This window comes from Streptomyces umbrinus, from assembly GCF_030817415.1.
Taxonomy (GTDB): Bacteria; Actinomycetota; Actinomycetes; order Streptomycetales; family Streptomycetaceae; genus Streptomyces; species Streptomyces umbrinus_A.
Window position 1 is genome coordinate 1,291,408 of the sequence record NZ_JAUSZI010000002.1, and the last position, 24,148, is coordinate 1,315,555.

The following is a 24,148-nucleotide window of genomic DNA, read 5'->3' on the forward strand; positions in this document are numbered from 1 at the left end:
CCTGACGGAAGGTTCCGTTACATGGTCCTCGGATCCACAGGTGTGGCGCGGAGGTTCGGCAGAAGAGCCGCCGCTCTCGCGCTGACCACGGCGCTCGCCGCCGCACTGCCCGGCCCGGTCTCCTCCGCGGCCGGCGCCCCCGACACACCGGCCCACCCCACGGCGTACGTCGATCCGCTCATCGGCACGACGAACGGAGGCAACACCTATCCGGGTGCCACCCTCCCGTACGGCATGATCGCCTGGTCTCCGACCAGCACCCGGGGCGACCAGACCAGCACGGGCGCAGCCAACGGCTACGAGTACAACGCGACCCGGCTGCGCGGGCTGAGCCTCACCCACGTGAACGGCGCGGGCTGCAACCCGGGGGCCGCGGGCGACGTACCGATCATGCCGTTCGTCGGGGACGTCACGTCGTCGCCGTCGGCCGACACCACGGACTCCGTGTACGCCGCGAACTTCTCGCACGCCGACGAGGGGGCCGTGCCGGGCCGCTACTCCGTGGGGCTCGACTCCGGTGCCCGCGCAGACCTCGCCGTATCGAAGCGCGCGGGCGTCGCCGACTTCACGTTCCCCGCCGACAAGCCCGCCAACCTGTTGTTCCGGGTCTCCAACTCGCTCAACGGCAGCGAGGACGCCCATGTCGAGATCGACCGGGCGGGGCGCAAGGTGAGCGGCTGGGTGCTGACCGGCGCGTTCTGCGGACGGCGCGCCAACGGCGGCGTCAACAACCGCAAGAGCTACTACCGGCTCTACTTCAGCGCCTCGTTCGACCGCGCGTTCTCGACGACGGGTACGTGGAAGGACGGCGCCCTCTCCCCCGGCGCCACCTCGGGCGGAGGCGGCGAGGGCTACGCCACGGGCGCCGACCGCGCGGGCCGCGGCTCCGGCGGCTGGGTCGGCTTCGACACCAGCTCTGACAACGATGTCCGCATGCGGCTCGGGATCTCGTACGTAAGCAAGGCAGGCGCCGAGGCCAACCTCCGCGAGGAGATCGCGCCACGGGCGAGCGTCGACCAGGTGGCGGCGGCCGGGACACGGGCCTGGGACCGCGAGCTGCGTTCCGTGCGCGTCGGCGGCGGCAGCACGGCTCAGCGCACCACGTTCTACACCGCGCTCTACCACTCGCTCATGCAGCCGAACCTGGTCAGCGACACCGACGGCCGCTATCCGGGCATGGACGGCAAGCCGCAGCGCGTCGAGCGCGGGCAGGGTGCGCAGTACAGCAACTTCTCCGGCTGGGACCAGTACCGGGCGCAGATACAACTGCTCGCCCTGCTCAAGCCGCGGATCGCCGGGGACTTCGCCCAGTCCCTCTACAACTTCGCGCGGCAGAACGGCGGCGTGTGGGACCGCTGGGTGCACATCAACGGCCCGACCCATGTGATGACCGGCGATCCGACGGCGGCCACACTCGCCACCTTCTACGCCATGGGCGTCCGCAACTTCGACTACCGCGGCGCCTTCGACTCCCTGGCCCGCCAGGCCACCGTGCCGCACCCCGACGGGCTCTCCGACGCGGGCTGCCCCGGCCAGTGCACCGGTCAACGACCCAACCTGGCCCAGTACTTGACCTCTCAGTACGCGGCGCAGGACGTCTGCCACTGCTGGGGCGGCGCCGCCGAGACCCTGGAGGACTCGGTCGCCGACGACGCACTCGGCCGCTGGGCGAAGCTGCTGGGCCCCGACGAGCGGGCCGCCGCCTTCGCCGAGCGGGGCGGCTGGTGGCGCAACGTCTTCAACCCGGGGGCCACCGACGGCGCGGGCACCACCGGCTACATCCAGGCCCGCAACCTCGACGGATCCTGGGTCACGCCGTTCAGCCCGGGCAGCGACCGCGGTTTCGCTCAGGGCACCAGCGCGACGTACACGTGGATGGTGCCGCAGGACGTCCAGGGCCTCGCCGAGGTAATGGGCGGACGCGAGACGGCCGCGCGCCGGCTGGACGCCTTCTTCCACAAGCCCGACGGCTCCTGGTCGGTGAAGGGCGGTGACGCCCTGCGGTACGACCCGACCAACGAGCCCGGTATCCACGCCCCTTGGCTCTACAACGCGCTCGGCCAACCGTGGAAGACCCAGGCGACGGTCCGGCAGATCCTCGACACCGTGTACGGGACCGGACCGGCCGGGCTGCCCGGCAACGACGACCTCGGGACCATGTCCGCCTGGTACGTCTTCTCGGCGCTCGGCCTCTATCCGCAGACGCCGGGCAGCGGCAACCTGCTGCTTGGCGCCCCGCTCTTCCCGTACGCCGTGGTCGACCGGCCGGGTGGCGGGGGCATCGTCATCGACGCGCCCTCGGCCGACGCCGGTCATCCGTATGTGAGCGGCGTCCTGCTCAACGGCCGTACGCACGACCGCTCCTGGACGGATGCCCGCTTCCTGCGCGGCGGCGGCACCCTCACGTTCGGGCTCTCGCGGGAGCCGGACACCGACTGGGCTACCGCGCCCGGCGGACTGCCCCGCTGACACGTCTGTTGCCCCGGGTCCGACGGGATCCGGGGCAACGTCCGTGTGACGGGTCAGACCTTGCGGTACCTGGCCATGGCGAACGAGAACAGCCCGAAGAGCATCAGACCGACGGCGATGAGCACCAGCAGCCACGGCCCCGCCGGGGTCTCGGTGAACGAGCGCAGGGTGTCGTCCATGCCCTTCGCCTTGTCCGGTTCGTACTCCACGGCGGCCCGGAGCGCGAAGCCTCCGGCGACGGCGAACACCAGACCACGGGCCACACCGCCGCCGACGCCCGTCACGTCGACCGTCCGGCGCACGCCGTGCGACATCTCACCGAGCCTCATGTGCTTGTGGTACTTCCGGCGCGCGGCCTGCACCACCATCCACACACCCGCACAGAGGACGCCCACGCCCGCCGCGGCCACGAGCCACTGCCCGGCGGGCAGGTCCATGGCTCTGGCCGTCGCGTCCTTGGACTTCCCGTCGCTCGATCCGCTCCCTCCGGAACCGGCGGCGAAGGAGAGCACGGTGTAGGCGACGAAGCCGTAGAACACGGCTCGTGCCGCCGACGCCAGCCTCTTCTTGGCTTTACCGCCGTCGGGGCCCGCCGCGCCGAAGACCGTTTCGGACAGCCGCCAGAGCGCCATACCGACCAGTCCGATGCCGAGCGCCCAGAGCACGGCCTCACCGAACGGCTTCCCGGCGACCTCCTCGAGTGCGCCCCCCTGATCCGCCTGTTTCCCGCTTCCGCCGAAGGCGATCTGGAGTGCCAGCAGGCCCACCAGCAGGTAGATGACACCGCGCGCGGTGAAACCTGCCCGGGCCGCGCCCTCGATCGCCGGGGCGGCCTTTCGTTTCCCCGCCCGGCCGCCTCGTGTCAACGTGCTTGCGTTCATCAATGCCTCCCGTCTCCGAGTGCCCCTGCCCGGCCGTACGACACCCGGGCGGGCGCCGACCGTGCGGTACCTCCCGGTTTCGGAGCGAAGCAGGACGATCGAACATACGATGGGCATGCACCGGGGGCGGTACCGCAGACAGGCCGCCCCGGGACGCCGACCGCTCGGGGTGGGAGACGAATGGCACAGGGCACGGACGCAGCACGGACCGTCATCCTGACCGTGGACGACGACCCTGGAGTCTCCCGTGCCGTGGCCCGTGACCTGCGACGACGCTATGGCGAGGGATACCGGATCGTGCGCGCCGAGTCCGGCGAGAGCGCCCTGGAGGCCCTGCGGGAGCTGAAGCTGCGCGGTGATCTCGTCGCGGTGATCCTGGCGGACTACCGGATGCCCCAGATGAACGGCATCGAGTTCCTGGAGCAGGCCCTGGACGTGTACCCGGGCGCGCGGCGGGTGCTGCTGACCGCCTACGCGGACACGAACGCGGCCATCGACGCGATCAACGTCGTCGACCTCGACCACTATCTGCTCAAGCCCTGGGACCCGCCCGAGGAGAAGCTCTATCCCGTCCTGGACGACCTCCTGGACGCCTGGCGGACCTCCGACCACCGGGCGGTTCCGATCACGAAGGTCGTCGGGCACCGCTGGTCGGCGCGGTCGTCGGACGTACGGGAGTTCCTGGCGCGCAACCAGGTGCCGTACCGCTGGTACTCCTCGGACGAGCCAGAGGGCAAGCGGCTGCTGGCCTGCGCGGATCAGGACGGCGAGCGGCTGCCGCTCGTGATCACCGCGGACGGGGCCGTGCTGGTCGAGCCCGACGACCCGGAGCTGGCCGCCCAGGTGGGGCTGGCCACGACTCCGGCCGAGGACTTCTACGACCTCATCGTCATCGGTGGCGGACCCGCCGGGCTCGGCTCGGCGGTGTACGGGGCCTCGGAAGGGCTGCGGACCGTGCTCGTGGAGCGTTCCGCGACCGGCGGACAGGCCGGCCAGAGCTCGCGGATCGAGAACTACCTGGGCTTCCCGGACGGTGTGTCCGGGGCGCAGCTCACCGACCGGGCGCGGCGTCAGGCGTCGAAGTTCGGCGCCGAGATCCTCACCGCGCGCGAGGTGACCGGTCTGGAGGTCAACGGCTCCTCGCGGACCGTGCGGTTCTCGGACGGTTCCGCGATCGCCGCGCACTGCGTGATCCTGGCGACCGGCGTGTCGTACCGGCAGTTGCAGGCGCCGGGCACGGAGGGCCTGACCGGGTGCGGGGTGTACTACGGATCGGCACTGACCGAGGCGGCCTCGTGCCAGGGCCACGACGTGTACATCGTGGGCGGCGCGAACTCCGCCGGGCAGGCCGCGATGTACCTGGCCAGGGGCGCGAAGTCGGTCACCCTGCTGGTGCGCGGCTCTTCCCTGTCCGCGTCGATGTCGCACTACCTGATCGGGCAGATCACGGACGCGCCCAACATCTCCGTGCGTACGGGGACGGTCGTCGAGGCGGCGCACGGCTCCGACCACCTGGAGCAGCTGACGCTGCGCGACATCGAGAGCGGGCACACCGAACTCGTCGACGCGCAGTGGATGTTCGTGTTCATCGGCGCGGCCCCGCTCACCGACTGGCTGGACGGCACCGTGCTCAGGGACGAACGCGGGTTCATTGTCGCCGGACCCGACCTGGCCGTCGGCGGACAGCCGCCGCCCGACTGGGAGTTGGACCGGGCGCCGTACCACCTGGAGACCAATGTGCCCGGGGTGTTCGTGGCGGGTGACGCCCGGGCCGAGTCCGCGAAACGTGTCGCCTCCGCCGTCGGAGAGGGAGCCATGGCCGTGATGCTCGTCCACAGGTATCTGGAGCAGTCGTGAGCGGGCAGCCGATGCCGTGCGACGCGGCGGAACTCAGCACCCTGTTCCTGTTCGAGAAGCTGGACCCGGAACAGCTCGGGCGGCTGTGCAGCGAAGGCCGCGTCGAGAAGTTCGAGCCCGGCTATGTGTACGAGGAGGGCGAGCCGGCCACCTGCTTCTTCGTCCTCCTCGAAGGCACGCTCGTGATGTCGCGGCGGGTCGGCGAGGACGACGTCGAGATCAGCCGCACCTCCCAGCGCGGGGTGTACGCGGGGGCCATGCAGGCCTATCTGGCCGTCCCGGACGACGCGCGCTACAAGGGCTCCCTGCGGGTCACCGTGCCGTCGCGGTTCTTCATCCTGCCCGCCGAGACGTTCGCCGCGGTCCTGCGGGAGTGGTTCCCGATGGCCGTTCATCTGCTGGAAGGGCTGTTCTTCGGCAGCCAGAACACCCAGCGGACCATCGGGCAGCGCGAGCGGCTCCTGGCGCTCGGCTCGCTGTCCGCCGGGCTGACCCACGAGCTCAACAACCCGGCCGCGGCGGCCGTACGGGCCACGTCCGCGCTGCGGGACCGGGTGGCCGGGATGCGGCACAAACTCGGCATGATCGCGGCAGGCCCGTACGCGCGCGCCGCCCTGGAGACGCTCGTCGAGATCCAGGAGCGCACCGCCGAACAGGTCGCCAAGGCCACGCCCTTGAGTCCGCTCGAAGCCTCCGACCGGGAGGACGCGCTGGCGGACTGGTTCGACGACCACGACATCGCGGGCGGCTGGCAGCTCGCGCCGACGTTCGTCCAGGCGGGCCTCGACACCGACTGGCTCGACCAGGTCGCGGCGGCCGTGGACGAGGGGACGCTCGAAGGCGCGATCAGGTGGCTCAACTACACGGTGGAGACCGAGTTGTTGATGAACGAGATCGAGGACTCCACGACCCGGGTCTCGAATCTCGTGAACGCGGCCAAGCAGTACTCCCAGCTCGACCGGGCGCCCTACCAGGTCGCCGATGTGCACGAACTGCTGGACAGCACGCTGATGATGCTCGCCGGGAAGATCGGCTCCGGCATCAGGATCGTCAAGGAGTACGACCGCGAACTGCCCAGGATCCCCGCCTACCCCGGCGAGTTGAACCAGGTGTGGACGAACCTCATCGACAACGCCGCCTCCGCGATGGGCGGCGAGGGCGTGCTGACCGTCCGCACCGCGCTCGAACGGGACCAGTTGCTCGTCGAGTTCCGCGACACCGGGCCCGGGGTGCCCGAGGAGATCCGCGGCAGGATCTTCGACCCGTTCTTCACGACGAAGCCGGTCGGTGAGGGCACCGGACTCGGGCTCGACATCTCCTGGCGCATCGTCGTGAACAAGCACCACGGGCATCTGGAGGTCCACTCCGAGCCCGGCGACACCCGCTTCCAGGTGTTCCTCCCGCTCACCGCCGCCGAACCCGACGCCCCTCAGGAGGCCTCATGACCACGGACGGAATCGACCCGGGGGTCCCGCCGAGCGGTGCGGGCTGCGTCGAATGCGACGAGGTGGGTGGCTGGTGGTTCCATCTGCGCCGATGCGCCCAGTGCGGACATGTGGGCTGCTGCGACGACTCCCCCGCCAAGCACGCCACGGCCCATCACCAGACCACCGGCCATCCGATCATCCGCAGCTTCGAGCCGGGCGAGGCCTGGTTCTGGAACTTCAAGACGTCCGAGCTGTACGAGTCCGGTCCGGAGCTCGCTCCGCCGCTCGCCCACCCGGCGGACCAGCCCGCGCCCGGGCCCGCGGGACGGGTTCCGGCGAACTGGGCGGAGACCCTGCGCTGAAGTTGATCTCCGTCATCGGAAGCAGCCCCGGAGTCGGCAAGTCCACGCTGTGCCGGGCCCTGGCCGACTGGCCGGCCGGGCTCGGCGCCTCGATCGACCACTTCGAGGAGGCTGACATCCTCGCCCGGCCCGCCTTCCGGCCCGTTGCCGAGGAGTTCGCCGGTGGGGCCGGTGCCGTCCGGCCCGAGACGCTCGTCGAGTGCACTCGTGCCTACGTCGACGAGTCGCTCGCGGCGGGCAGGGACTGCCTGGTGACGGACGCGCTGCTGCCGTTCGTCCCGTCGCTCGTGGCATGGGGCCACGACGAGAGCACCCTCGTCCAGGTCATGAAGGACCTGACCGGGGCCATGGAACCCGCCGACGTCACCGTGGTGTACGTCCACGACGACCCGGCGACCGCACTGCGACGGGCCGTCGAGCGTGAGGGGGCCGACTGAGCTCGCCTCTTCTCCCGGCACCAGGTCGGTCCACGATCTCCCGTCCGCCGCCGCTCATCTCCGCTTCGAGGCGGATCTGACCCGTCGGCTGCTGGCACTGACCCCGTGGCAGGTACTCACCGTGGACGCGGGGACACTCGACGCGGCGGAGTCCTTCGACCACACCCGGCGCCGCCTGACCGAACTGCTGAGGCTGCCGACGCGACCGTGAGGGCGGCCCGGGCCCACTCTCGGTGGCTGTGTCGGTGGTGCGTGCCAGGATGGATGTGTGCCGACCACCTCTTTCACCACGCCGTTCATCGGCCGCGAGGACGAACTGGCCCGCCTGACCCGAGTCCTGGACCGGGCCCGGGCCGGTGAGGCGCGTGCCGTGCTCGTCGCGGGGGACGCGGGAGTCGGCAAGACCCGACTGCTCGCCGAGGCCGCGGGGCATGCCGCCGAGGCCGGCACGACCGTCGTCACGGGGCACTGTGTGGACCTCGGTGACGTGGGTCTGCCCTATCTGCCGTTCACCGAGATCGTGGGTGTGCTCGCCGACGACGAGCGGTTCTCCGCCGCCCTGGCCTCGCATCCCGTGGTGGACCGGCTGCTCGGCGACGGCGGCGGTGGCGCGGGGGACGCGGGCGGACGGCTGCAGTTGTTCGAGGGCATGGCGAGTCTGCTGACCGATCTCGCCGGGACCGCCCCGCTGCTGCTGGTCCTGGAGGACCTGCACTGGGCTGACCAGTCCTCCCGCGACCTGCTGCGCTTCCTGCTCAGCCGGGGGATCCTGCAGTCCCGGGTCCGCTCAAGAGGAGCGGACGCGGTCGCGGGTGGTGCGCCCGGTCAGCGGCTCGCGGTGTTCGCCTCGTACCGCGCCGACGACCTGCACCGCAGACACCCGCTGCGCCCCCTGCTCGCCGAGCTCGTCCGGCTGCCCGTCGTCGAACGGCTCGAACTGCGGCCGATGCCCGACGGCGAGGTGGCGCGCCTCGTCCGTGCCCAGCAGGCCGCCCCGCTGCCCGATGCCACCGTCCGCCGTATCGTCGAGCGCGCCGAGGGCAACGCGTTCTACGCGGAGGAGTTGCTCGCCGCCACCTCCGAGACCATGCCCGGGGCGGTGTCCGCCGTGCCGAGCGGGCTGGCCGACGTGCTGCTCATCCGCTTCGAGCAACTCACGGCGACCGCCCAGCAGGTGCTGCGCACGGCAGCCGTCGCGGGGCGCCGCGTCGAGCACGATCTGCTGCGCGACACCGTCCAACTGCCCGAGGAGGAGCTGGAGTCGGCCCTGCGCGAGGCCGTCGGACGGCAGCTCCTCGTCCCCGGTGACGACGACACGTACTCCTTCCGTCATGCCCTGATCCGCGAGGCCGTGTACGCCGACCTGCTGCCGGGTGAACGGGTGCGGCTGCACAGGGCGTTCGCCGGAGTGCTGGCCGGACGCGGCCACCGGGCCGAGAGCGCGGCGGAGCGCGCCCACCACTCCCGGGAGAGCCACGACCTGGCCGACGCGCTGGCCGCGTCGCTGGAGGCCGCCGACCACGCGGGCAGCGTCCGGGCGCCCGCCGAGGAGCTGCGGCATCTGGAAGCCGCGCTCGACCTGTGGTCGGCGGTGCCTGCGGCCGCGCGGCCCGACGGCTTCGACACGGTCACTTTGACGCTGCGGGCCTCCGCGGCCGCCGCGCACGCCGGTGAGACCCACCGGGCCGTCTCGCTGACGCGGTCCGCGCTCGCGAGGGTCGGCAACGACGAGGACTCCGAACTGGCCGCCCGCGTCCGCTACACGCTGGCGGGCAACCTCATGCGCATCGACAACCTCGCGGCGGCTTTCACGTACAGCAACGAGGCGCTCGCGATGATCCCCGCCGATCCTCCGTCGCGCACCTGGGTGTGGGCCGCGTCCACGCACGTCATGGCGGCGACGTACATGGGCGAGGACGAGGCCGCCCACCGCGTGGCCCGCAAGGCACTGCGCATCGCCGAGGAACTCGACGTGTCCGACGCGCAGGCCGATCTGCTGATCTCCCTGGTCAGCCTCGAAGGGGGCAGTCGGCGCACCCCCGAGGGGCGGGCCCGGCTGCGGGACGCACGAGAGCTGGCCCGCCGCGCGGGCAACGCCTCCGTCGAGATGCGCGCGCTCTTCAACCTCTCCATCGGCGCGCACGAGTCCGGTGACCTGGACGAATGCCTGACCTGGCTCACCGAGGGGCTGGAGCGCGCGGGCCGCGCCGGGCTCCTCTCGTCCCCGTACCCGGTGGAGATGCGCTATCTGCGCTCCCTGATGCTCTACACCCTCGGCCAGTGGGACGAGTGCCTCCGGGCCGCGGAGACCGAACTCGACGGGCTGCCGACGGCGGGCAGGTACGCGATCGGGCCCGCCCTGTCCGTGGCGCTGGCGCGCGGTGACCAGCATGCCGTCGAGCGGGCCCGGGCCCTGCTCGACGGGCCGTTCGACTGGATGGCCACGCTCGTCGCGGGCCTCCTCCTGACCGACGCCGCGGTACTGCGACACGACGCGGAAGGAGCCCTCGAACAGTTCCGTACGACGCTTGCCGCTCTCATAGACGACGCCGGCACCACGCCCCATGTGGCCGTACGGCTCGCGGCCCTCGCCCTGACCGCCATCGGGGACGCGGTCGTGGACTCCCGGCGGACCGGCGACGAGGAGGGGGTCGACCGCTGGACGGAGACCGGGACGGAGCTGGTGGAGCTGGCCCGGATCACGGCGAACAAGGGCGAGGACGATACGCCACAGGGCCCGGAAGGGCTGGCGTGGCTGGCGCGCGCCGAGGCGGAGTGGACGCGGGCCTGTGCCCGGCCGGACGACGGACCGGGCGTCGAACTGAGCGTCGGGGCCTGGGAGAAGGCCGTCGCGGCGTTCGGCTACGGAGACGTCTATGAGCAAGCCCGCTGTCAACTGCGCCTGGCGGAGGCCCTGTTGGTGGCGGAGCGGCGAGACGAGGCCGCCGCGCACGCGCGTACCGCGCGCGACACGGCCGTCCGGCTGGGCGCCGTGCCACTGCTCGACGAGGTCGAGCGGCTGATCCGCCGGGGCCGCCTCGCGGAGACCCCGTCCGCGGCCGAGCGGGCACCCGTCCTGACGGCACGCGAGAACGACGTACTGCTCCTCCTCTCCCGCGGCCGCACCAACCGCCAGATCGGCGAGGAGCTCTTCATCAGCGGGAAGACGGCAAGCGTGCACGTCTCCAACATCCTCGCCAAGCTCGGCGCCGCCAGCCGCACGGAGGCCGTGGCGATCGCCTACCGCGAGGGGTTGGTCGAGCCGGAGCCGTCCGCTTCCGGGTGATCACCGAAGGACGCTCGCTCAGGACTCGGTCTTCTGGAGGACCGGCTCGATGGTGCGGTCCGCGATCACGGGGTCCGGGGCCGTGTCCCCGCTGTGGTGCTTGGCCCGTTGGATCTGTTCGTAGACGTGGGCGCGCAGTTCGGCGAAGCGGGGGCTGGAGCGGGTGTGCAACTGGTCGCGCTCGTCGGGGAGGTCGATGGTGAGGTCCTCCTGCACGACGGTCGGGGACTTGGAGAGGATCAGGGTGCGCTGGCCGAGGTAGACCGCCTCGTCGATGTCGTGGGTGACGAACAGGACGGTGACGCCGAGTTCGTGCCACAACTTCCGGATGAGGTCCTCCAGTTCGGCGCGGGTCTGCGCGTCGACCGCCGCGAAGGGCTCGTCCATGAGCAGTACCTTCGGCTCGTACGCGACGGCGCGGGCGATGGCGACGCGCTGCTGCATGCCTCCCGAGAGCTGCCAGGGGTATGCCTCGTGGGCGTCGGAGAGGCCGACCACCTCCAGGGCGTGGTCCACCAACTCCCGCTCGCGCGCCTTGCCGAGCTTCTTGCGGCGCAGCGGCAGGGCGACGTTGTCGCGCACGTTCATCCAGGCGAACAGCGAGCGGCCGTACTCCTGGAAGACGACCGCCATGCCGGGCGGCGGTCCGGCGACCGGACGGCCGTCGAGACGCACCTCGCCCCGGGTGGGGGCGAGCAGGCCCGCCATGCACTTCAGCAGGGTGGTCTTGCCGCAGCCCGACGGGCCGACCAGACAGACCAGTTCGCCCTCGGCTATGTGGAAGGTGAGATTGCGCAGCGCCTCGACGTTGCGGTGCCGACCGGTGTAGATCTTCTGCAGGTCCTGTACGTCGAGCATCGACGTCTCCTTGTCAGGCGTTGCGTCTGGGGTTCGTCGGGTGTGCGTCAGGGGTTGCGCTGCGCGCGGCGCAGACCGTGGTACCAGGCCAGGGCGCGGTTCTCGGCGAACCGGAAGAGCAGGGACAGGAGGAAGCCGAGGATGCCGAGGAGCAGGACCCCGCTCCACATCTCGGGGATGGCGAAGGAGCGCTGGAACTGCACGATGGTGAAGCCGAGTCCGTTGCTGGCGGCGAACATCTCGCTGATGACCATGAGGATGATCCCGATCGACAGGGCCTGGCGCATGCCCGTGACGATCTGCGGGCTCGCCGCGCGCAGCACCAGATGCCGCAGGCGCGCGACGCCGGTGATGCCGTAGGAACGGCAGGTGTCGCCGAGCACCTCGTCGACCGCGCGGACGCCTTCGACGGTGTTGAGCAGGATCGGCCACATGCAGCCGCTGACGATGACGAGCACCTTCATGGTGTCGCCGATGCCCGCGAACAGCATGATCACCGGGATGAGCACGGGCGGCGGGATGGCCCGGAAGAGTTCGAGGACCGGTTCCAGGACGTCCCGTACGGCCCGCCGCATGCCGACGACCAGGCCGAGCCCCACTCCGACGACCACGGCGAGGAGGTAGCCGGCCGCGAGGCGCAGCAGGCTGGGGACGACGTCCGACAGCAGCCGTTCCCCCGTCCAGACCTTCCCGAAGCTGTCCAGGATGGTGGACAGGGGCGGGAAGTAGAAGTCGGCGCTGCCCGCGGTCGCGAACCACCACACGGCGAAGAGGACGGCGGGCAGGCCCAGTACCAGCAGCCCGCGTCGCAGGACGGAGAGGGCGGTCATGCAGTCACCTCCCTGCGTACGGACTGGTGCCAGTGCAGTGCCCGTCGTTCGACCGCCCGTGCCGCCAGGTTGACGGCGACGCCGAGCAGACCGGTGACCAGGACGAGGGCGTAGACCTCCGGTACCGCGCCGGACACCTGGGCGACGGCGATCTCGTGGCCGAGTCCCGGGGCGCCGATGACGAGTTCGGCGGTGATGGTGAGGATGAGCGCCACGGTGGCGGCGAGCCGCACCCCCGTCATCACGTACGGCAGCGCGGTCGGCCACAGGACGTGGCGGACCCGGCCCCAGGTGCCGAGCAGATAGCTGCGGGCGGTGTCCTCGGCGACCGGGTCGACGTCCTGCATACCGGCCAGGACCTGGACGATCACCTGCCAGAAGGATGCGTACACGACGAGCAGCAGCTTGGACCTGAGGTCGGTGCCGTAGAGCAGGACCGCGACGGGGATCAGGGCCACGGACGGGATGGGGCGCAGGAACTCGATGGTGGAGGCGGTCACCGCGCGCAGTACGGGCACGGAGCCGATGACGACTCCGGCGGCGACGCCCGCCACGACGGCGACGGCCAGCCCCAGGCCCCACCCGGTCAGGGTGTCCCCGAGCGCGGTCCAGAACGTCGGTTCCGCAAGCAGGGTTCCCAGGGTGCGGACGGTTTCCGAGGCGGGCGGCAGATAGTCGGCCGACACCAGGCTGGTGTGCGGCAGCACTTCTAGTACCGCGACCAGTCCGGCGAGACCGGCGAGGCCGCGCAGTACCGCGACCGGGACCGGACCGCGCCGGGCGGATGCCCCGCCGGGACCGGAGTCGGTCCCGGCGGGCTCCGCCAGTACAGGGGTGAGACCGGGGCTGGTCATGAGAACAGCGCGTTCAGGTCGGGCTTCTTGTCGCCGAAGATGCCGTCCTCCTCGCCGAGGGCGGCCAGCTTCTCCAGGGAGGCCATGTCGACCTCCGCCGGCCAGCTGGGCAGGATGAGCTTGTCGAGAACGTCGCCGCTGATCTTGGTGTAGGAGGTGAGGATCTGGCGCGCCTCGTCGGGGTGCTCGGAGGCGTAGGTCAGCGATTCGGCCATCGCCTCGCTGAACTTCTTCACGAGATCCGGGTTCTCCTGCATCACCTTGGCCGAGGTGAAGTACGTGGCCACGGTGAGCTTCGGGTCGGTCTCGGCGAAGGGCGAGGCGATGACACGGGCGCCCTGCCCCTTGGCGATCGTCGTCGCGGGCTCGCCCATCCAGGCCGCGTCCACCTGCCCGCCGTCGAGGGCGGCGGGCATCTGGTCGAACGGGATCTCGACGAACTTGACCTTGGACGGGTCGCCGCCGGCCTTGCGGACCGACTCGCGGACGGTCGTGTCCCCGATGTTCTGCAGGGTGTTGACCGCCACCGTCTGCCCGGCGAGGTCCTTGGCCGACTTGATCGAGCTGTCCTTCTTGACCGCGACGCCGGTGACGTCGGCGCCGATCTTGCCGTTGGAGGCAGCGCCGTTGACCACCGACTTCACGGGGACGCCCTTGGTCTGGGCGAGCATCAGCGAGGTGGTGTTGCTGAAGCCGAACTGGAACTGGCCGCTCACCACACCGGGGATGATCGCCGCGCCGCCCTGGGCGCTCTCCATCTTCAGCTTGATGCCCCGGCTGCTGAAGAAGCCCTTCTTGTCGCCCAGATAGAGCGGTGCCACATCGACGATCGGGATGATGCCGACCTTGACCTCCGTGGTCTTGCCTCCGCCGGAGGACGCCGAAGCGCCGCTCGAGGAGGACGAGGACCCGCATCCGGCCGCGCCTGCGACCGTGACCACGGCTATGGCTAGCCCGAGAATGCGCCTTTGCATGGGCTCCTCCTGACGGAAACACCTGTGGTGGCGTGCACACCCCGCCGTGACCGGAGAGGTCGAGCGGAGAACCGCGGACTTCCGACGACGAGGCAGCGGAGCGGGGAGTAGCTACCGCTGCCTCGTCGAGACCCGTCGGCCCTCCACCTGTGGACCCGTGGACCCGTGGACCCAGACGTTGTGCACTTTCTTGACGGCCGCAATCTACACACCTATGTTCGCGCTGTCAGTACCCCGGACAAGGGAGGTTGCAAAGTGGACGGCCGTACCCTTTCCGACGTGCACGACGAGACTCCACAGGCGGCCACGGACTTCCCCGAGGGACCGCAGCTGCGCCCCCAGTCGCTGATGTTCGCCTTCTTCGGCGGCCATGTTCTGGAGGAGGGGCCGCTGTGCGTGTACTCCGGCAGCGTCATCGAGGTGCTGGCGCGCGCCGGGGTCGGGGAGCAGGCCGTGCGGTCCACGCTCACCCGGATGGTCAACCGCGGTCTGCTGCAACGTCAGCGGGAGGGGCGCCGGATGTACTTCGGCCTGACCCCGCAGGCCACGGAGATCCTCTGGAACGGCAAGAAGCGGCTCTGGGACACCGGCGCCGTCAACGACGACTGGGACGGCACCTGGACGCTGCTCGGCTTCTCACTGCCCGAGTCCTGGCAGCGTCAGCGGCACGATCTGCGCTCCCGGCTGACCTGGTCGGGCTTCGGCCCCCTCTACAGCGGGCTGTGGATCGCGCCCGGTGACTTCGACGTGTCCGCGCTCGTCTCCGAACTCGGGCTCGCGGCCCACGTCAAGATCTTCCATGCCACGGCCGACGACGCCACCGACATCGGTCTGATGATCCGTGACGCCTGGGACCTGGACGGCGTCGGCGCCAGGTACGCCGACTTCGACAAACGCTGGACCGACTGGCCCGGCCCCGGCTCCGGCTCCGGCTCCGGCTCCGGCTCCGGCTCCGGCTCCGGCTCCGGGGACCCTCTCGGGACCCGGCTGCGCCTGACCAGCGAGTGGCTCCGGATCATCCGCACGGACCCGCGGCTGCCCGCCCGGCATCTGCCCACCGACTGGCCTGCCCGGTCGGCCCACGACACCTTCCACCGCATCGCGGAACAGACCGAGGCCCCCGCCCGCCGGATGGCCGCCCACCTCATGGAGACCACCCCGCTGCGACAGTCCTGACCCGGCGGGAAGCCGACAGGGAGACGAGCGCGAAACCGGCGGCGGCCCGCGACACCCCGGCGGTGCGGCTGCGAGGTCCCGTGGATGGCGGTGTGATGGAGACATGCCCCACGCAGGGCCGAGCCGCCGTTTGTGGACCGGAGGACCGGTTACACGGACGGGACGGCGCGCATCCGCACAAGAAAAGGTGGCTGGTCATGACGCCTGGCACGCATCTCGCTCTGACGCTCACCCTCAGCGGCGGCACGGCCGCCGACGCACGGGCGGTCGTCCACACTCTTGAATCCGCCTTCGGAACGGCGGAGGACATGCCCGGGGACGGGGGCGCAACGGTCTACACGGCCGCGTTCGACAACGACGTGCCGGTCGGTTCCGGTGTGACACCGGCGACTGTGCCACCGCTCTCCGCGCCCGTGACCGTCACCCTCCAGGGCAGCCCCGAGGCGGTACGGCGGGCCGACGAGACCCTCACCTCCGTCTTCACCGTGCGCGAGGAGGGCATGGTCTCCGGCGACCAGGAGCAGGAATGGCAGCTGCGGCTGGAGCCGTAGCGCAGCCTTCGCCTCAGCGCCGAACCGATGCCTCAGACGCCGAGGCGCAGCGCCCGCATCTGCTCGTCGAGGGGGCACAGTCCGACGTCCTCGCGGCGCTCGTCTAGGGTCCGGGGCTGACGGACCGGATACGGACGGAAGGTCGCGGGGTCCACACGGGTGCCGTAGAACTGCGGCTGGCCGAGTTCGACGGCGCAGTGGTCGGCGATGTACGCGTGGTGCGGCGCGGGACAGCGTCCGTCCGCGGTGGCCTGGGCGATCAGGTCGCGGCAGGTGAGCTGGAAGTCGAGGTCGGGAGCGTGCAGGAGGATCATCAGCGCCGCCGTGGAGGCGGGCGCGCCGACCAGGTCGGCGGTCGGCCAGGCATGACGCTTGACGATGGTCTTCAGCGCTTCGGCGTTGCCCCTGCGGCACTCGGTGATACGGCGGCGCGCCACCTGTGTGGGGCTGCGGTGTGCCGCCCGCGTGACGCTCTGGTCCTCGTCCGCCCTGCGGACCAGTTCGTGGGCGAGGGCGGCCGCGAGAGCCGGCACGACGAGCGGACGCACTTCCTGAACCCCGTCGTGTATCTCGTCGTGGCTGCGCCCCACCCCGTCCTCCCCCGCCGAGTCGTGTACTCGCCCGGCGTGCCCGTCCCGGCAGGGGTGCCCCGGGTCACCGCCCGGGGCACCCGCCGGCTCCATGGGCCCGTCGCGACCCGGAAGGGGGGCGACCCCCGTACGCCCCTCCCGTGCCGTGTCGTGCGCGACGTGGCCCGGCATGCCGGAACCGCTCATGACGCCCCCTGGATTTCCGATGAGAACCACACCCGCTTCCCCGGCTCGCCGGGGTCGGGCGGTGCGATGCCCCAGTCGTCGACCAGCGCGGCCACGATGGCGAGCCCGCGTCCGGACTCGTCGGCGTCGTCCGCCGTGCGGTGGCGCGGCAGGTCGGGCGAGTGGTCGGCGACCGTCACCCGCACTTCGTGGCCGGTGCACTCGACGCTGACGGTGATCATGTCATCGGCGTCGGGGCTGCCGTGCCTGACGGCGTTGGCGAACAGTTCGTCGGTGGCCAGGACTGCGTTGTCGAGCCGCTCGGCCGGCAACCGCAGGTACGACAACTGCTCGGCGACCATGCGGCGTACGCCCGAGGCGCGCGAGGGCTGCGCGGGGACCACGATGCGAAGGACCCGGGCCGCGCTCACGGAGACGGGCTCGGCCGGAGCCGCGGACGTGACCGGGGTGGTCCGGGCGCTCTCACCGGCCCAGGGCCGACCGGTGGGCGGGTCGTGGTCCGCGCCGCGCGTCAGCGAGGGTGACGGCCGACGGCGGTGCGCCCTGGATGCCGTCATCGTGCCTCCTTCATGTGCAGCACGGGTGGGGGACGGTCTCGGTGGCTGCTCGTGCAGCCAACCGGCCGGAGCAGCGGCGGACCAGGGGGTACGGGGGTTGTCCGGTTGCAGGCGCGTAGTGGTGTGGCATGTATGTTCGAAAGCGTGAGCAACGTGAGCGAAGGCCGGGCCATCGACAGCGGGCAGGGTGCCCGCGGCTGGTCCGGCGTGAGCGGCAAGCGTGTGCTCGTCACCGGCGGTACGCGAGGGCTCGGCGAGCAGATTGTGCGGCTGCTGGCCGCCGAGGGCGCCCGGGTCGCTACGTGTGCCCGCACGGCACAGGACCTGGAGACGCTGAGAGGCACGGTCGACGCCGCGGCGCCCGACGGGTTGTTCACCCGAGCCCTCGATGTCACCGAGCCGGAGCGGCTGGAGGCGTTCGTCACGGCCTCGGCAAGTCGTTTCGGTGGCCTGGACGGGGTGGTGGCCTGTGCGGGGGGTTCTCGCGGGCGCGGCCTCGAACAGACGGACGCCGGGGACTGGGCCGCGACCTGGGAGCTGAACGTCGGACACACCGCGCGACTGGTGCGGGCCGCCGTCCCGTATCTGCGTACGGCGGGCGGTGGCTCGGTCGTCGTCATCTCGTCGATATCCGGCTGGAAGCCGGGACCCGACGCGCAGTACGGAACCGCGAAGTCCGCGCAGATCCATCTGGCCGCCTCGCTGGCCCGCGAACTCGGCCCGGACGGGATCCGGGTGAACGCCGTCTCGCCGGGGTCGATGCTCATTCCGGGCCGGCGCTGGGACCGGATGCGCAGGGACGAGCCCGAGGCCTTCGCCGCGTTCGCGGCGGCCGAGCTGCCGGGCGGCGAGCCGGTCGCGCCGCAGGAGGTGGCCCGCGTGGTGGCGTTCCTGCTGTCGGACTGGTCGAGCGGGATCTCCGGGGCCAATCTGCCCGTCGACCGCGCCCAGAACGCGCCCTCCCCCGACGGTTACTAAGTCGTCGAGTGGGCCGATCGAGCCAGGGCCGGTCGTCATGCCACCGCCCCCAGCACCGGTCGGGACCTGCGCTCGAACTCCTGGACCAGCGGCTCGTGGCGGCGGGGCTCCAGCCTCTTGCGGAAGTCGCGCAGTGCCTGGATGGACCGCTCGCTGTGCACCGTACTGAGCGTGTCCAGCGCCTTGGTCGCCGTACCGATCGCCTCGTCGAGGCGGTTCTGCTGGAGGTGTGCCGTCGCCAGTACGGAACGGCTGATGGCCTGGCGCCTGCGCCGGTCCGCGTTGGCGTCGACCGACTCACCGGCCGTGCGCTCCGCCTGCGCGGCCAGGCCGAGGTCGCGGAAGCACAGGGCTGACTCGGCCTGCAGATAGTGGTGATCGAGGAAACGCACCCACACGGACTCCTGCGCGGCTCCCCGGCTCGCGTCCAGTTGCTGTTCCGCGAGCCTCAGCGCCTCGGACGTCTCACCGGAGCGGCCCCGCGCCGCGTGTCCGCGCGCCGACATGGCGTACAGGCGCATCAGGCCGAGCGGGCTGCCCGAGCCCTTCGCGGTCGCGATGCCGGCCCTCGCCAGCGCCACGCCCTCGTCCGGGCGGCCGAGGTTGGTGGCGAGGTGGGAGAGCCCGGCCAGGATCTGCCCGCCCAGGACACGGTCGCGGCCCTCGGCACAGAGCCGCAGCGCCTGCGTCATATAGCGCTGTGCGAGCCCGTACTCCCCCGCGTCGTACGAGCTCCAGCCGGCCATCGCGGCGAGGCGGGCGGCCGCCGCGTACAGCAGGCGCTGCTGGTGCGGGGGTGTGCCGCGGCGCTGGAGCATGGGCACGACCTCGGTGCACAGGTAGTGCACGATGCTGGTGCGCACTCCCCCGCCGCCGAAGTGGTTGTCCATCTGGTCGAACATGCTGATCATGGCGTGGACCTGCTCGACGGGCCCGCCGTCGGTGACCGGTGCGAGCCGCGCGACGTCGTGATTCCCGGCGTGCTCCACCAGCCAGAGCAGCCACTCGCGCTGAGGGTCCGTCAGTGCGCCCGCGACGAAGGGGACCGCGCCGAGGAGGCTGCGGCGGGAGATGTCGGTGGAACCCAGTTCGGCCAAGGTGTGCAAGGTGTCTGCCAGGTCTTCGCGGTACACGAGTGCCCTGCCGACGACCGGGCGTTGCTGGTCGGGCAGAAAGCCGAGGTCCGTCGGCGACACGGCGTGGCGGAGTCGCTCGGACAGGACGGCGGCGATCAACTCCGGGGTGTTGCCCCGGGGTTGCTGGCCGTTCAGCCAGCGGGTGACCGACGCCTTGTCGTAGTTCGAGTCCGCGCCCTGTCTGCGCCCCAGTTCGTTGACCCGCAGGGCGAGCGAGGCATACGAGCAGCCGGCGTCTCTGAGGGCGGCCGCCAGCGCCTTGTTGGCCCCGGCGGGACCCTTGCCCGGGCTCCTCGATTGTCCGTCGGTCACGGTGGCCATCCAGGTGTCGCATCGCGGTGCTGCGGTCTGCCCTCCCTGCCGGGGCGTCAAGTCCGGGAAGCCGATGCGCTGTTGTGCGCCGTCGCCGCCGGACTGTGCGGCAGGTCACTCGATCACTATGATGGCCGACACACACAACCCGCAACAAGCGTTCTGATAATTTCAGAACGATCCTCATCGCTCTGTCTGTGTCAGCGACCTCGTGGCACACTGCACGCTGTGACGGCCGTTCCGGGAGGTAGGACGTGAGCGACAACCGCTCGGGCGGCAGTGCACCGACCGTCCTGCGGATGGTTCTCGGCAAGCGGCTCCGGCATCTGCGGGAACAGGCCGGAGTCTCCTTCGAGGACGCCGCGCGGGCCATCGAGGTCACTCCTCTGACGGTCCGCCGGATCGAAAAGGCCGAGGTCGGCCTCCGTATCCCCTACGTGAGGGAGTTGCTGCACACCTACGGAGTCCCGGAGTCCGAGGTCGAGGACTTCCTCTCGATGGCCAGGGAGGCCAACCAGCCCGGCTGGTGGTACTCGTACCGCGATGTGCTGCCCGACTGGTTCAGCGCCTACGTGAGCCTGGAGAGCGAAGCCAGCGTCATCCGTCTCTACGAACCCCACTACGTCCCGGGCCTGTTGCAGACGCACGACTACGCGGCCGCGCTCATGCACATCGGCTTTCCCAACGAGACGAAGGAGGACATCGACCGCCGCGTCGCCCTGCGCCTCAAGCGCCAGGACCTGCTCACGAAATCCGAGGCACCGGCCGTCTGGGCCGTCCTGGACGAGACGGTGCTGCGCCGCCCGGTGGGCGGGGCCGAGGTGATGCGGGCCCAGATCGACCGGCTGAACGAGGCCCTGGACATGCCGAAGGTCCGGATCCAGATACTGCGCTACTCCGTGGGAGCCCATCCGGGCGCGTTCGGCCCCTTCCACCACTTCCGCTTCGGTTTCTCCGAACTTCCCGATGTCGTCTACACCGAGAGCCTCGTCGGCTCGGTCTATGTCGACCAGCCGGCCGATGTCGTGACGTACCTCGAAGTAATGGACCGGATGTCCGTGCAGGCGGAGCCGGTCGCTCGGACCAGGGCCATCCTGGCTGAACTGCGTAAGGAGTTGTGAGCCATGACTTCCATGGACCCCATCCACAGCGGAATGCCCGCCATCGATCTGGGCACCGAGGGCTGGCACAAGCCCTGGAGCGGCACCAACGGCGGCAGCTGTGTCGAGGCCAAGCGACTGCCCGACGGCAGCGTCGCGTTCCGCCAGTCCAAGGACCCGGACGGGCCCGCGCTGATCTACACCCGGGAAGAGATGATCTCGTTCCTGGAGGGCGCGAAGTCCGGCCAGGCCGACTTCCTCGTCGCCTGACGCCCCGCTGAACTCCCGCGTCGCGAGCCCGCGCTCCGACGCCCTCGCCCGCCCGGTCCGGGCGGCACCACTACGCCCGCACAACCATCCACCACTACGGCCGCACAACCGGACAACCCGCACGCGCACTCCCGCCGTGCGGGTCGCCCGGCCACACTGGGAAAGTCGGTCGTCCTGGAGGGAGTGGTATGCGCACGCTCCATGAGGCCGTCGACCGGTGCCGGACGCTGGTCGTCGAGGGCCCCGACGGCATCGCCAGAAGCGGACTGCTCGCCGAACTGGTCCGCAACGGATTCATGATCAGGCGCTCGCGGGACCAGCTGCACCACGTGGACCCGACCCGTCCGTACCGTGAACTCCTCGCCGCCCCCGGCCGCCTGGCGGTCGACGGCGGCATCGTCCACGAGCTCGTCTACGGGCCGCTGCGCCGCGGACACTCCCGGGTGACCTGGATCCAGGCGCTCGACTTCGCCGAGTCCGTGGCCGAGCGGGACGGCGCCCTTCTCCATCTGACGGACTCCGGACGCCGCGCGGACACCGAGGGCGCCGAGGTGGCCGACGCCTACCGCCGGGTGTTCCGCACCCTCGCCCAGCACGTCCCGGTCGTCACTCTGGACGTCTGCGGCCCCGGCCCTCCCATCCGTGCGCCATCCGGTCCCGATCTTCAACTGGGGCGATGCAAGGGGCAGTTGACGGTAGGTTAGAAGCAGACCGCGTGACGCACGGCAGGAGATCTCGCATGGCAGACGGCCAGTCCACTCCCGACCAGGACGCTTTGTCCAAGATCGACACCACGGTGCCGCATTCGGCCCGCATCTGGAACTACTGGATGGGCGGCAAGGACAACTACGAGGTCGACCGGGAGGCGGGCGACGCCTACCGCGAGATCGCCCCGAACATCGAGACGATGGCCCGCGCCTCCCGCGGCTATCTGATCCGGACCGTGACGTTCGTCGCCGGTGAGCTGGGCATCCGTCAGTTCCTGGACATCGGCACGGGCCTGCCCACGTACGACAACACCCACCAGGTCGCCCAGCGCGTGGCGCCCGAGTCGCGGATCGTCTACGTGGACAACGACCCGCTGGTGCTGCGGCACGCCCAGGCGCTTCTCACCAGCACCCCCGAGGGCGTCACCGACTACATCGACGCGGACCTGCACGAGCCCGAGCAGATCATCGAGGCCGCGGGCAAGATCCTGGACTTCAACAAGCCCGTCGCGCTGATGCTGATGGGCATCCTGGGCCACATCCAGGACTACGAAGAGGCCCAGTCGATCGTCCGCCGTCTCCAGGCCGCCCTGCCGCCGGGCAGCTACTTCGTGCACTACGACAGCACCGACACGGACGCCGAGCTCAAGCGGGCCCAGGAGGGTTACGACGACACCGGCGCCGTCCCGTACGTGCTGCGCAGCCCGCGGGAGATCTCCGTCTACTACGACGGTCTGGAACTGCTGGAGCCCGGCATCGTCTCCTGCCCGCTGTGGCGCCCCGAGCCGGGCACCACTCCGGAGGCTACGGATGTGTACGGGGGCGTCGCGCGCAAGTCCTGAGTCCCGCGGCCCTGAGCCCCCGCGGCCCTGACGCCCCCCGTTGGCGCCAGGGCCGATCCCCGGGTCCGGCCGGTCAGGGCCTCGCGGCCGGCTCGATGTTCTGGTTGAGCCGGAACAGGTTGCCCGGGTCGTACTCGGCCTTGATCCGGGCCAGCCGGGCGTAGTTGTCGCGGTAGCTGGCCCGTACGCGCTCCTGGCCCTCGTCCATCATCATGTTCACGTAGGCGCCGCCCGCCGAGTACGGGTGGAGGGCCTCGAAGTAGTCGACGGTCCACCGCTTGATGTCGTCGGCGTTGGCCGGGTCGGGGTCCACGCCCGCGAAGACGGAGGCCCAGCGTGCGTCGCGGTAGCTCCAGGCGGTGTCCGTCGGCGCGTGGTCGTGGACGGCGCCGTCGATCGGGTACAGGTGCATGGTCGACTTCATGGTGGGCAGTTCGGCGCCGAACTTGGCGTGCAGGTCGATCGCCTCGGCGGGGATCTCGTTGACGAAGTCGGCACGCCAGTACCACTGGTCGCCGGGCGGGTAGAGACCGTCGAAGGCGCCCTGGATCATGGGGTGCGGCATCGGCGCGGGGCCGTGCAGCATCGGCTCCGGCAGGGCGTCGAGCAGGGGCGCCATCGCGCGGGCCGCCGCGTCCGCGTCCTCTCCGGCGTAACACCACACGACACCGCAGGCCTTGCGTCCATGGAGTTCCTCGGGGAACGGCGGGGCGGGCGGGACGGCGCCGATCAGGAAGAAGCCGTTGAGTTCGCGGGGCGCGTGCGGGATGAAGTCCCGGTAGGCGGCGAGTACTTCGGAGCACTGTTCGACGGGCCAGAACGTGGGACCCGCGACGACCGTGCTCACCTCGTGCAGCCGGAACAGGAACGAGGTGACGACGCCGAAGTTGCCGCCTCCGCCGCGGATCGCCCAGAACAGGTCGGGGTTCTCGTCGGCGCTCGCGCGCACGTGCCGGCCGTCGGCCAGGACGAGCTCGGCCTCCAGGAGGTTGTCGATGGCCAGCCCGCACTTGCGGGTGAGATGGCCGAGGCCGCCGCCCAGCGTGAGGCCCCCGACGCCGGTCGTGGAGATGATGCCGCTCGGGGTGGCCAGACCGTGCGCGTTGGTGGCCCGGTCCACTTCGCCCCAGACGCAGCCGCCGCCGACACGGACCGTCCTGGCCTCCGGGTCGACCTCGATGTCCTTGAGCGGGGACAGGTCGACGACGACGCCGCCGTCGCAGGTCCCGAGTCCGGCGCCGTGGTGCCCGCCGCCGCGTACGGCGAGCGGCAGCTCGTGGGCGCGGGCGAAGCCGACGGCGTGCGTGACGTCCTCGGCGCTCGTACACCGCGCCACCAGGGCGGGGCGACGCTCGATCATCGCGTTGTAGACGGGACGGGCCTCCTCGTAGCCGGAGTCGTCCGGCCCGATCAACTGCCCCTTGAACTGGGTGAGTTCCTGCCGGGCCGCCTGTGCTGGTGTGACGGACATGTGCATCCCCCGATCCGGGACCCGGCTTCCGGGCCCC

The 24,148-nt window shown here is 71.0% G+C and carries 23 protein-coding genes; 14 read left to right on the top strand and 9 right to left on the bottom strand.

The features are described 5' to 3' along the window. Positions 1-21: 21 nt before the first annotated feature. Positions 22-2,469 carry a GH92 family glycosyl hydrolase gene (locus tag QF035_RS06540; RefSeq protein ID WP_307518884.1) on the top strand — a complete coding sequence of 816 codons (2,448 nt, stop codon included), beginning with the start codon at positions 22-24 and terminating at the stop codon, positions 2,467-2,469. Positions 2,470-2,522: 53 nt separating this feature from the next. Here the strand turns inward: QF035_RS06540 and QF035_RS06545 are convergent, their stop codons facing one another. Then, complete coding sequence (locus QF035_RS06545; protein ID WP_307518885.1) at positions 2,523-3,350, bottom strand: DUF1206 domain-containing protein; 828 nt, start codon at positions 3,348-3,350, stop codon at positions 2,523-2,525. Between the two features lie 180 nt (positions 3,351-3,530). Here QF035_RS06545 and QF035_RS06550 point away from each other — a divergent pair, with 180 nt between their 5' ends. Genes QF035_RS06550 through QF035_RS06575 form a run of 6 tightly spaced genes read left to right on the top strand, consistent with a single transcriptional unit; the run spans position 3,531 to position 10,719 of the window. Then, the gene (locus tag QF035_RS06550) at positions 3,531-5,207 is read left to right on the top strand and encodes an FAD-dependent oxidoreductase (protein ID WP_307518887.1); all 1,677 of its coding nucleotides are present in this window, start codon (positions 3,531-3,533) and stop codon (positions 5,205-5,207) included. Then, positions 5,204-6,652 (top strand): ATP-binding protein, encoded by a 1,449-nt coding sequence (locus QF035_RS06555; protein ID WP_307518890.1) that lies wholly within the window; start codon positions 5,204-5,206, stop codon positions 6,650-6,652. The genes QF035_RS06550 and QF035_RS06555 overlap by 4 nt, the downstream gene beginning before the upstream one ends. Next, positions 6,649-6,996 carry a UBP-type zinc finger domain-containing protein gene (locus QF035_RS06560; protein ID WP_307518891.1) on the top strand — a complete coding sequence of 116 codons (348 nt, stop codon included), beginning with the start codon at positions 6,649-6,651 and terminating at the stop codon, positions 6,994-6,996. The genes QF035_RS06555 and QF035_RS06560 overlap by 4 nt, the downstream gene beginning before the upstream one ends. 2 nt (positions 6,997-6,998) lie before the next feature. Then, positions 6,999-7,433 (top strand): hypothetical protein, encoded by a 435-nt coding sequence (locus QF035_RS06565; protein ID WP_307518892.1) that lies wholly within the window; start codon positions 6,999-7,001, stop codon positions 7,431-7,433. Beyond that, complete coding sequence (locus QF035_RS06570) at positions 7,417-7,644, top strand: hypothetical protein (protein ID WP_307518893.1); 228 nt, start codon at positions 7,417-7,419, stop codon at positions 7,642-7,644. The genes QF035_RS06565 and QF035_RS06570 overlap by 17 nt, the downstream gene beginning before the upstream one ends. Before the next feature lie 57 nt (positions 7,645-7,701). After that, entirely contained in the window at positions 7,702-10,719 is a 3,018-nt protein-coding gene (locus QF035_RS06575; protein WP_307518894.1) for a helix-turn-helix transcriptional regulator, read from the top strand. Positions 10,720-10,737: 18 nt separating this feature from the next. Here the strand turns inward: QF035_RS06575 and QF035_RS06580 are convergent, their stop codons facing one another. Genes QF035_RS06580 through QF035_RS06595 form a run of 4 tightly spaced genes read right to left on the bottom strand, consistent with a single transcriptional unit; the run spans position 10,738 to position 14,235 of the window. Continuing rightward, positions 10,738-11,577, bottom strand: coding sequence for an ABC transporter ATP-binding protein (locus tag QF035_RS06580; RefSeq protein WP_307518896.1), 840 nt, complete (start codon positions 11,575-11,577; stop codon positions 10,738-10,740). Between the two features lie 47 nt (positions 11,578-11,624). Next, positions 11,625-12,407 (bottom strand): ABC transporter permease, encoded by a 783-nt coding sequence (locus tag QF035_RS06585; protein WP_307518897.1) that lies wholly within the window; start codon positions 12,405-12,407, stop codon positions 11,625-11,627. Then, positions 12,404-13,261 carry an ABC transporter permease gene (locus tag QF035_RS06590; RefSeq protein WP_307518898.1) on the bottom strand — a complete coding sequence of 286 codons (858 nt, stop codon included), beginning with the start codon at positions 13,259-13,261 and terminating at the stop codon, positions 12,404-12,406. The genes QF035_RS06585 and QF035_RS06590 overlap by 4 nt, the downstream gene beginning before the upstream one ends. Next, positions 13,258-14,235, bottom strand: coding sequence for an ABC transporter substrate-binding protein (locus QF035_RS06595; protein WP_307518899.1), 978 nt, complete (start codon positions 14,233-14,235; stop codon positions 13,258-13,260). The genes QF035_RS06590 and QF035_RS06595 overlap by 4 nt, the downstream gene beginning before the upstream one ends. Positions 14,236-14,583: 348 nt before the next feature. Between QF035_RS06595 and QF035_RS06600 the strand changes: the two genes are divergently transcribed. Both QF035_RS06600 and QF035_RS06605 read left to right on the top strand, forming a co-directional pair. Further along, entirely contained in the window at positions 14,584-15,411 is an 828-nt protein-coding gene (locus tag QF035_RS06600) for a PaaX family transcriptional regulator (protein WP_373466928.1), read from the top strand. Between the two features lie 197 nt (positions 15,412-15,608). Continuing rightward, positions 15,609-15,962 carry a hypothetical protein gene (locus QF035_RS06605; RefSeq protein WP_307518902.1) on the top strand — a complete coding sequence of 118 codons (354 nt, stop codon included), beginning with the start codon at positions 15,609-15,611 and terminating at the stop codon, positions 15,960-15,962. A gap of 32 nt (positions 15,963-15,994) precedes the next feature. Here the strand turns inward: QF035_RS06605 and QF035_RS06610 are convergent, their stop codons facing one another. Both QF035_RS06610 and QF035_RS06615 read right to left on the bottom strand, forming a co-directional pair. Beyond that, positions 15,995-16,738, bottom strand: coding sequence for a DUF6624 domain-containing protein (locus QF035_RS06610; protein ID WP_307518903.1), 744 nt, complete (start codon positions 16,736-16,738; stop codon positions 15,995-15,997). Next, positions 16,735-17,295 carry an ATP-binding protein gene (locus QF035_RS06615; RefSeq protein ID WP_307518905.1) on the bottom strand — a complete coding sequence of 187 codons (561 nt, stop codon included), beginning with the start codon at positions 17,293-17,295 and terminating at the stop codon, positions 16,735-16,737. The genes QF035_RS06610 and QF035_RS06615 overlap by 4 nt, the downstream gene beginning before the upstream one ends. A 153-nt stretch (positions 17,296-17,448) precedes the next feature. Between QF035_RS06615 and QF035_RS06620 the strand changes: the two genes are divergently transcribed. Further along, entirely contained in the window at positions 17,449-18,273 is an 825-nt protein-coding gene (locus QF035_RS06620; protein WP_307530923.1) for an SDR family NAD(P)-dependent oxidoreductase, read from the top strand. A 35-nt stretch (positions 18,274-18,308) separates the two neighbouring features. Here the strand turns inward: QF035_RS06620 and QF035_RS06625 are convergent, their stop codons facing one another. Continuing rightward, on the bottom strand, positions 18,309-19,730 hold the full coding sequence (locus QF035_RS06625) for a hypothetical protein (RefSeq protein WP_307518907.1): 1,422 nt from the start codon (positions 19,728-19,730) through the stop codon (positions 18,309-18,311). 290 nt (positions 19,731-20,020) lie between these two features. Between QF035_RS06625 and QF035_RS06630 the strand changes: the two genes are divergently transcribed. The 4 genes from QF035_RS06630 (at position 20,021) to QF035_RS06645 (ending at position 22,640) form a co-directional block, all read left to right on the top strand. Beyond that, positions 20,021-20,842, top strand: a complete 822-nt coding sequence (locus QF035_RS06630; protein ID WP_373466929.1) for a helix-turn-helix domain-containing protein — start codon at positions 20,021-20,023, stop codon at positions 20,840-20,842. Between the two features lie 3 nt (positions 20,843-20,845). Beyond that, a complete protein-coding gene (locus QF035_RS06635; protein WP_269651822.1) occupies positions 20,846-21,091 on the top strand; it encodes a DUF397 domain-containing protein in 246 nt (81 codons plus the stop codon). A gap of 188 nt (positions 21,092-21,279) precedes the next feature. After that, complete coding sequence (locus QF035_RS06640) at positions 21,280-21,795, top strand: hypothetical protein (protein WP_307518909.1); 516 nt, start codon at positions 21,280-21,282, stop codon at positions 21,793-21,795. 35 nt (positions 21,796-21,830) lie between these two features. Continuing rightward, positions 21,831-22,640, top strand: coding sequence for an SAM-dependent methyltransferase (locus QF035_RS06645; RefSeq protein ID WP_055617135.1), 810 nt, complete (start codon positions 21,831-21,833; stop codon positions 22,638-22,640). Between the two features lie 73 nt (positions 22,641-22,713). Here the strand turns inward: QF035_RS06645 and QF035_RS06650 are convergent, their stop codons facing one another. Beyond that, the gene (locus QF035_RS06650; protein WP_307518911.1) at positions 22,714-24,111 is read right to left on the bottom strand and encodes an FAD-binding oxidoreductase; all 1,398 of its coding nucleotides are present in this window, start codon (positions 24,109-24,111) and stop codon (positions 22,714-22,716) included. Between the last annotated feature and the right edge of the window lie 37 nt (positions 24,112-24,148).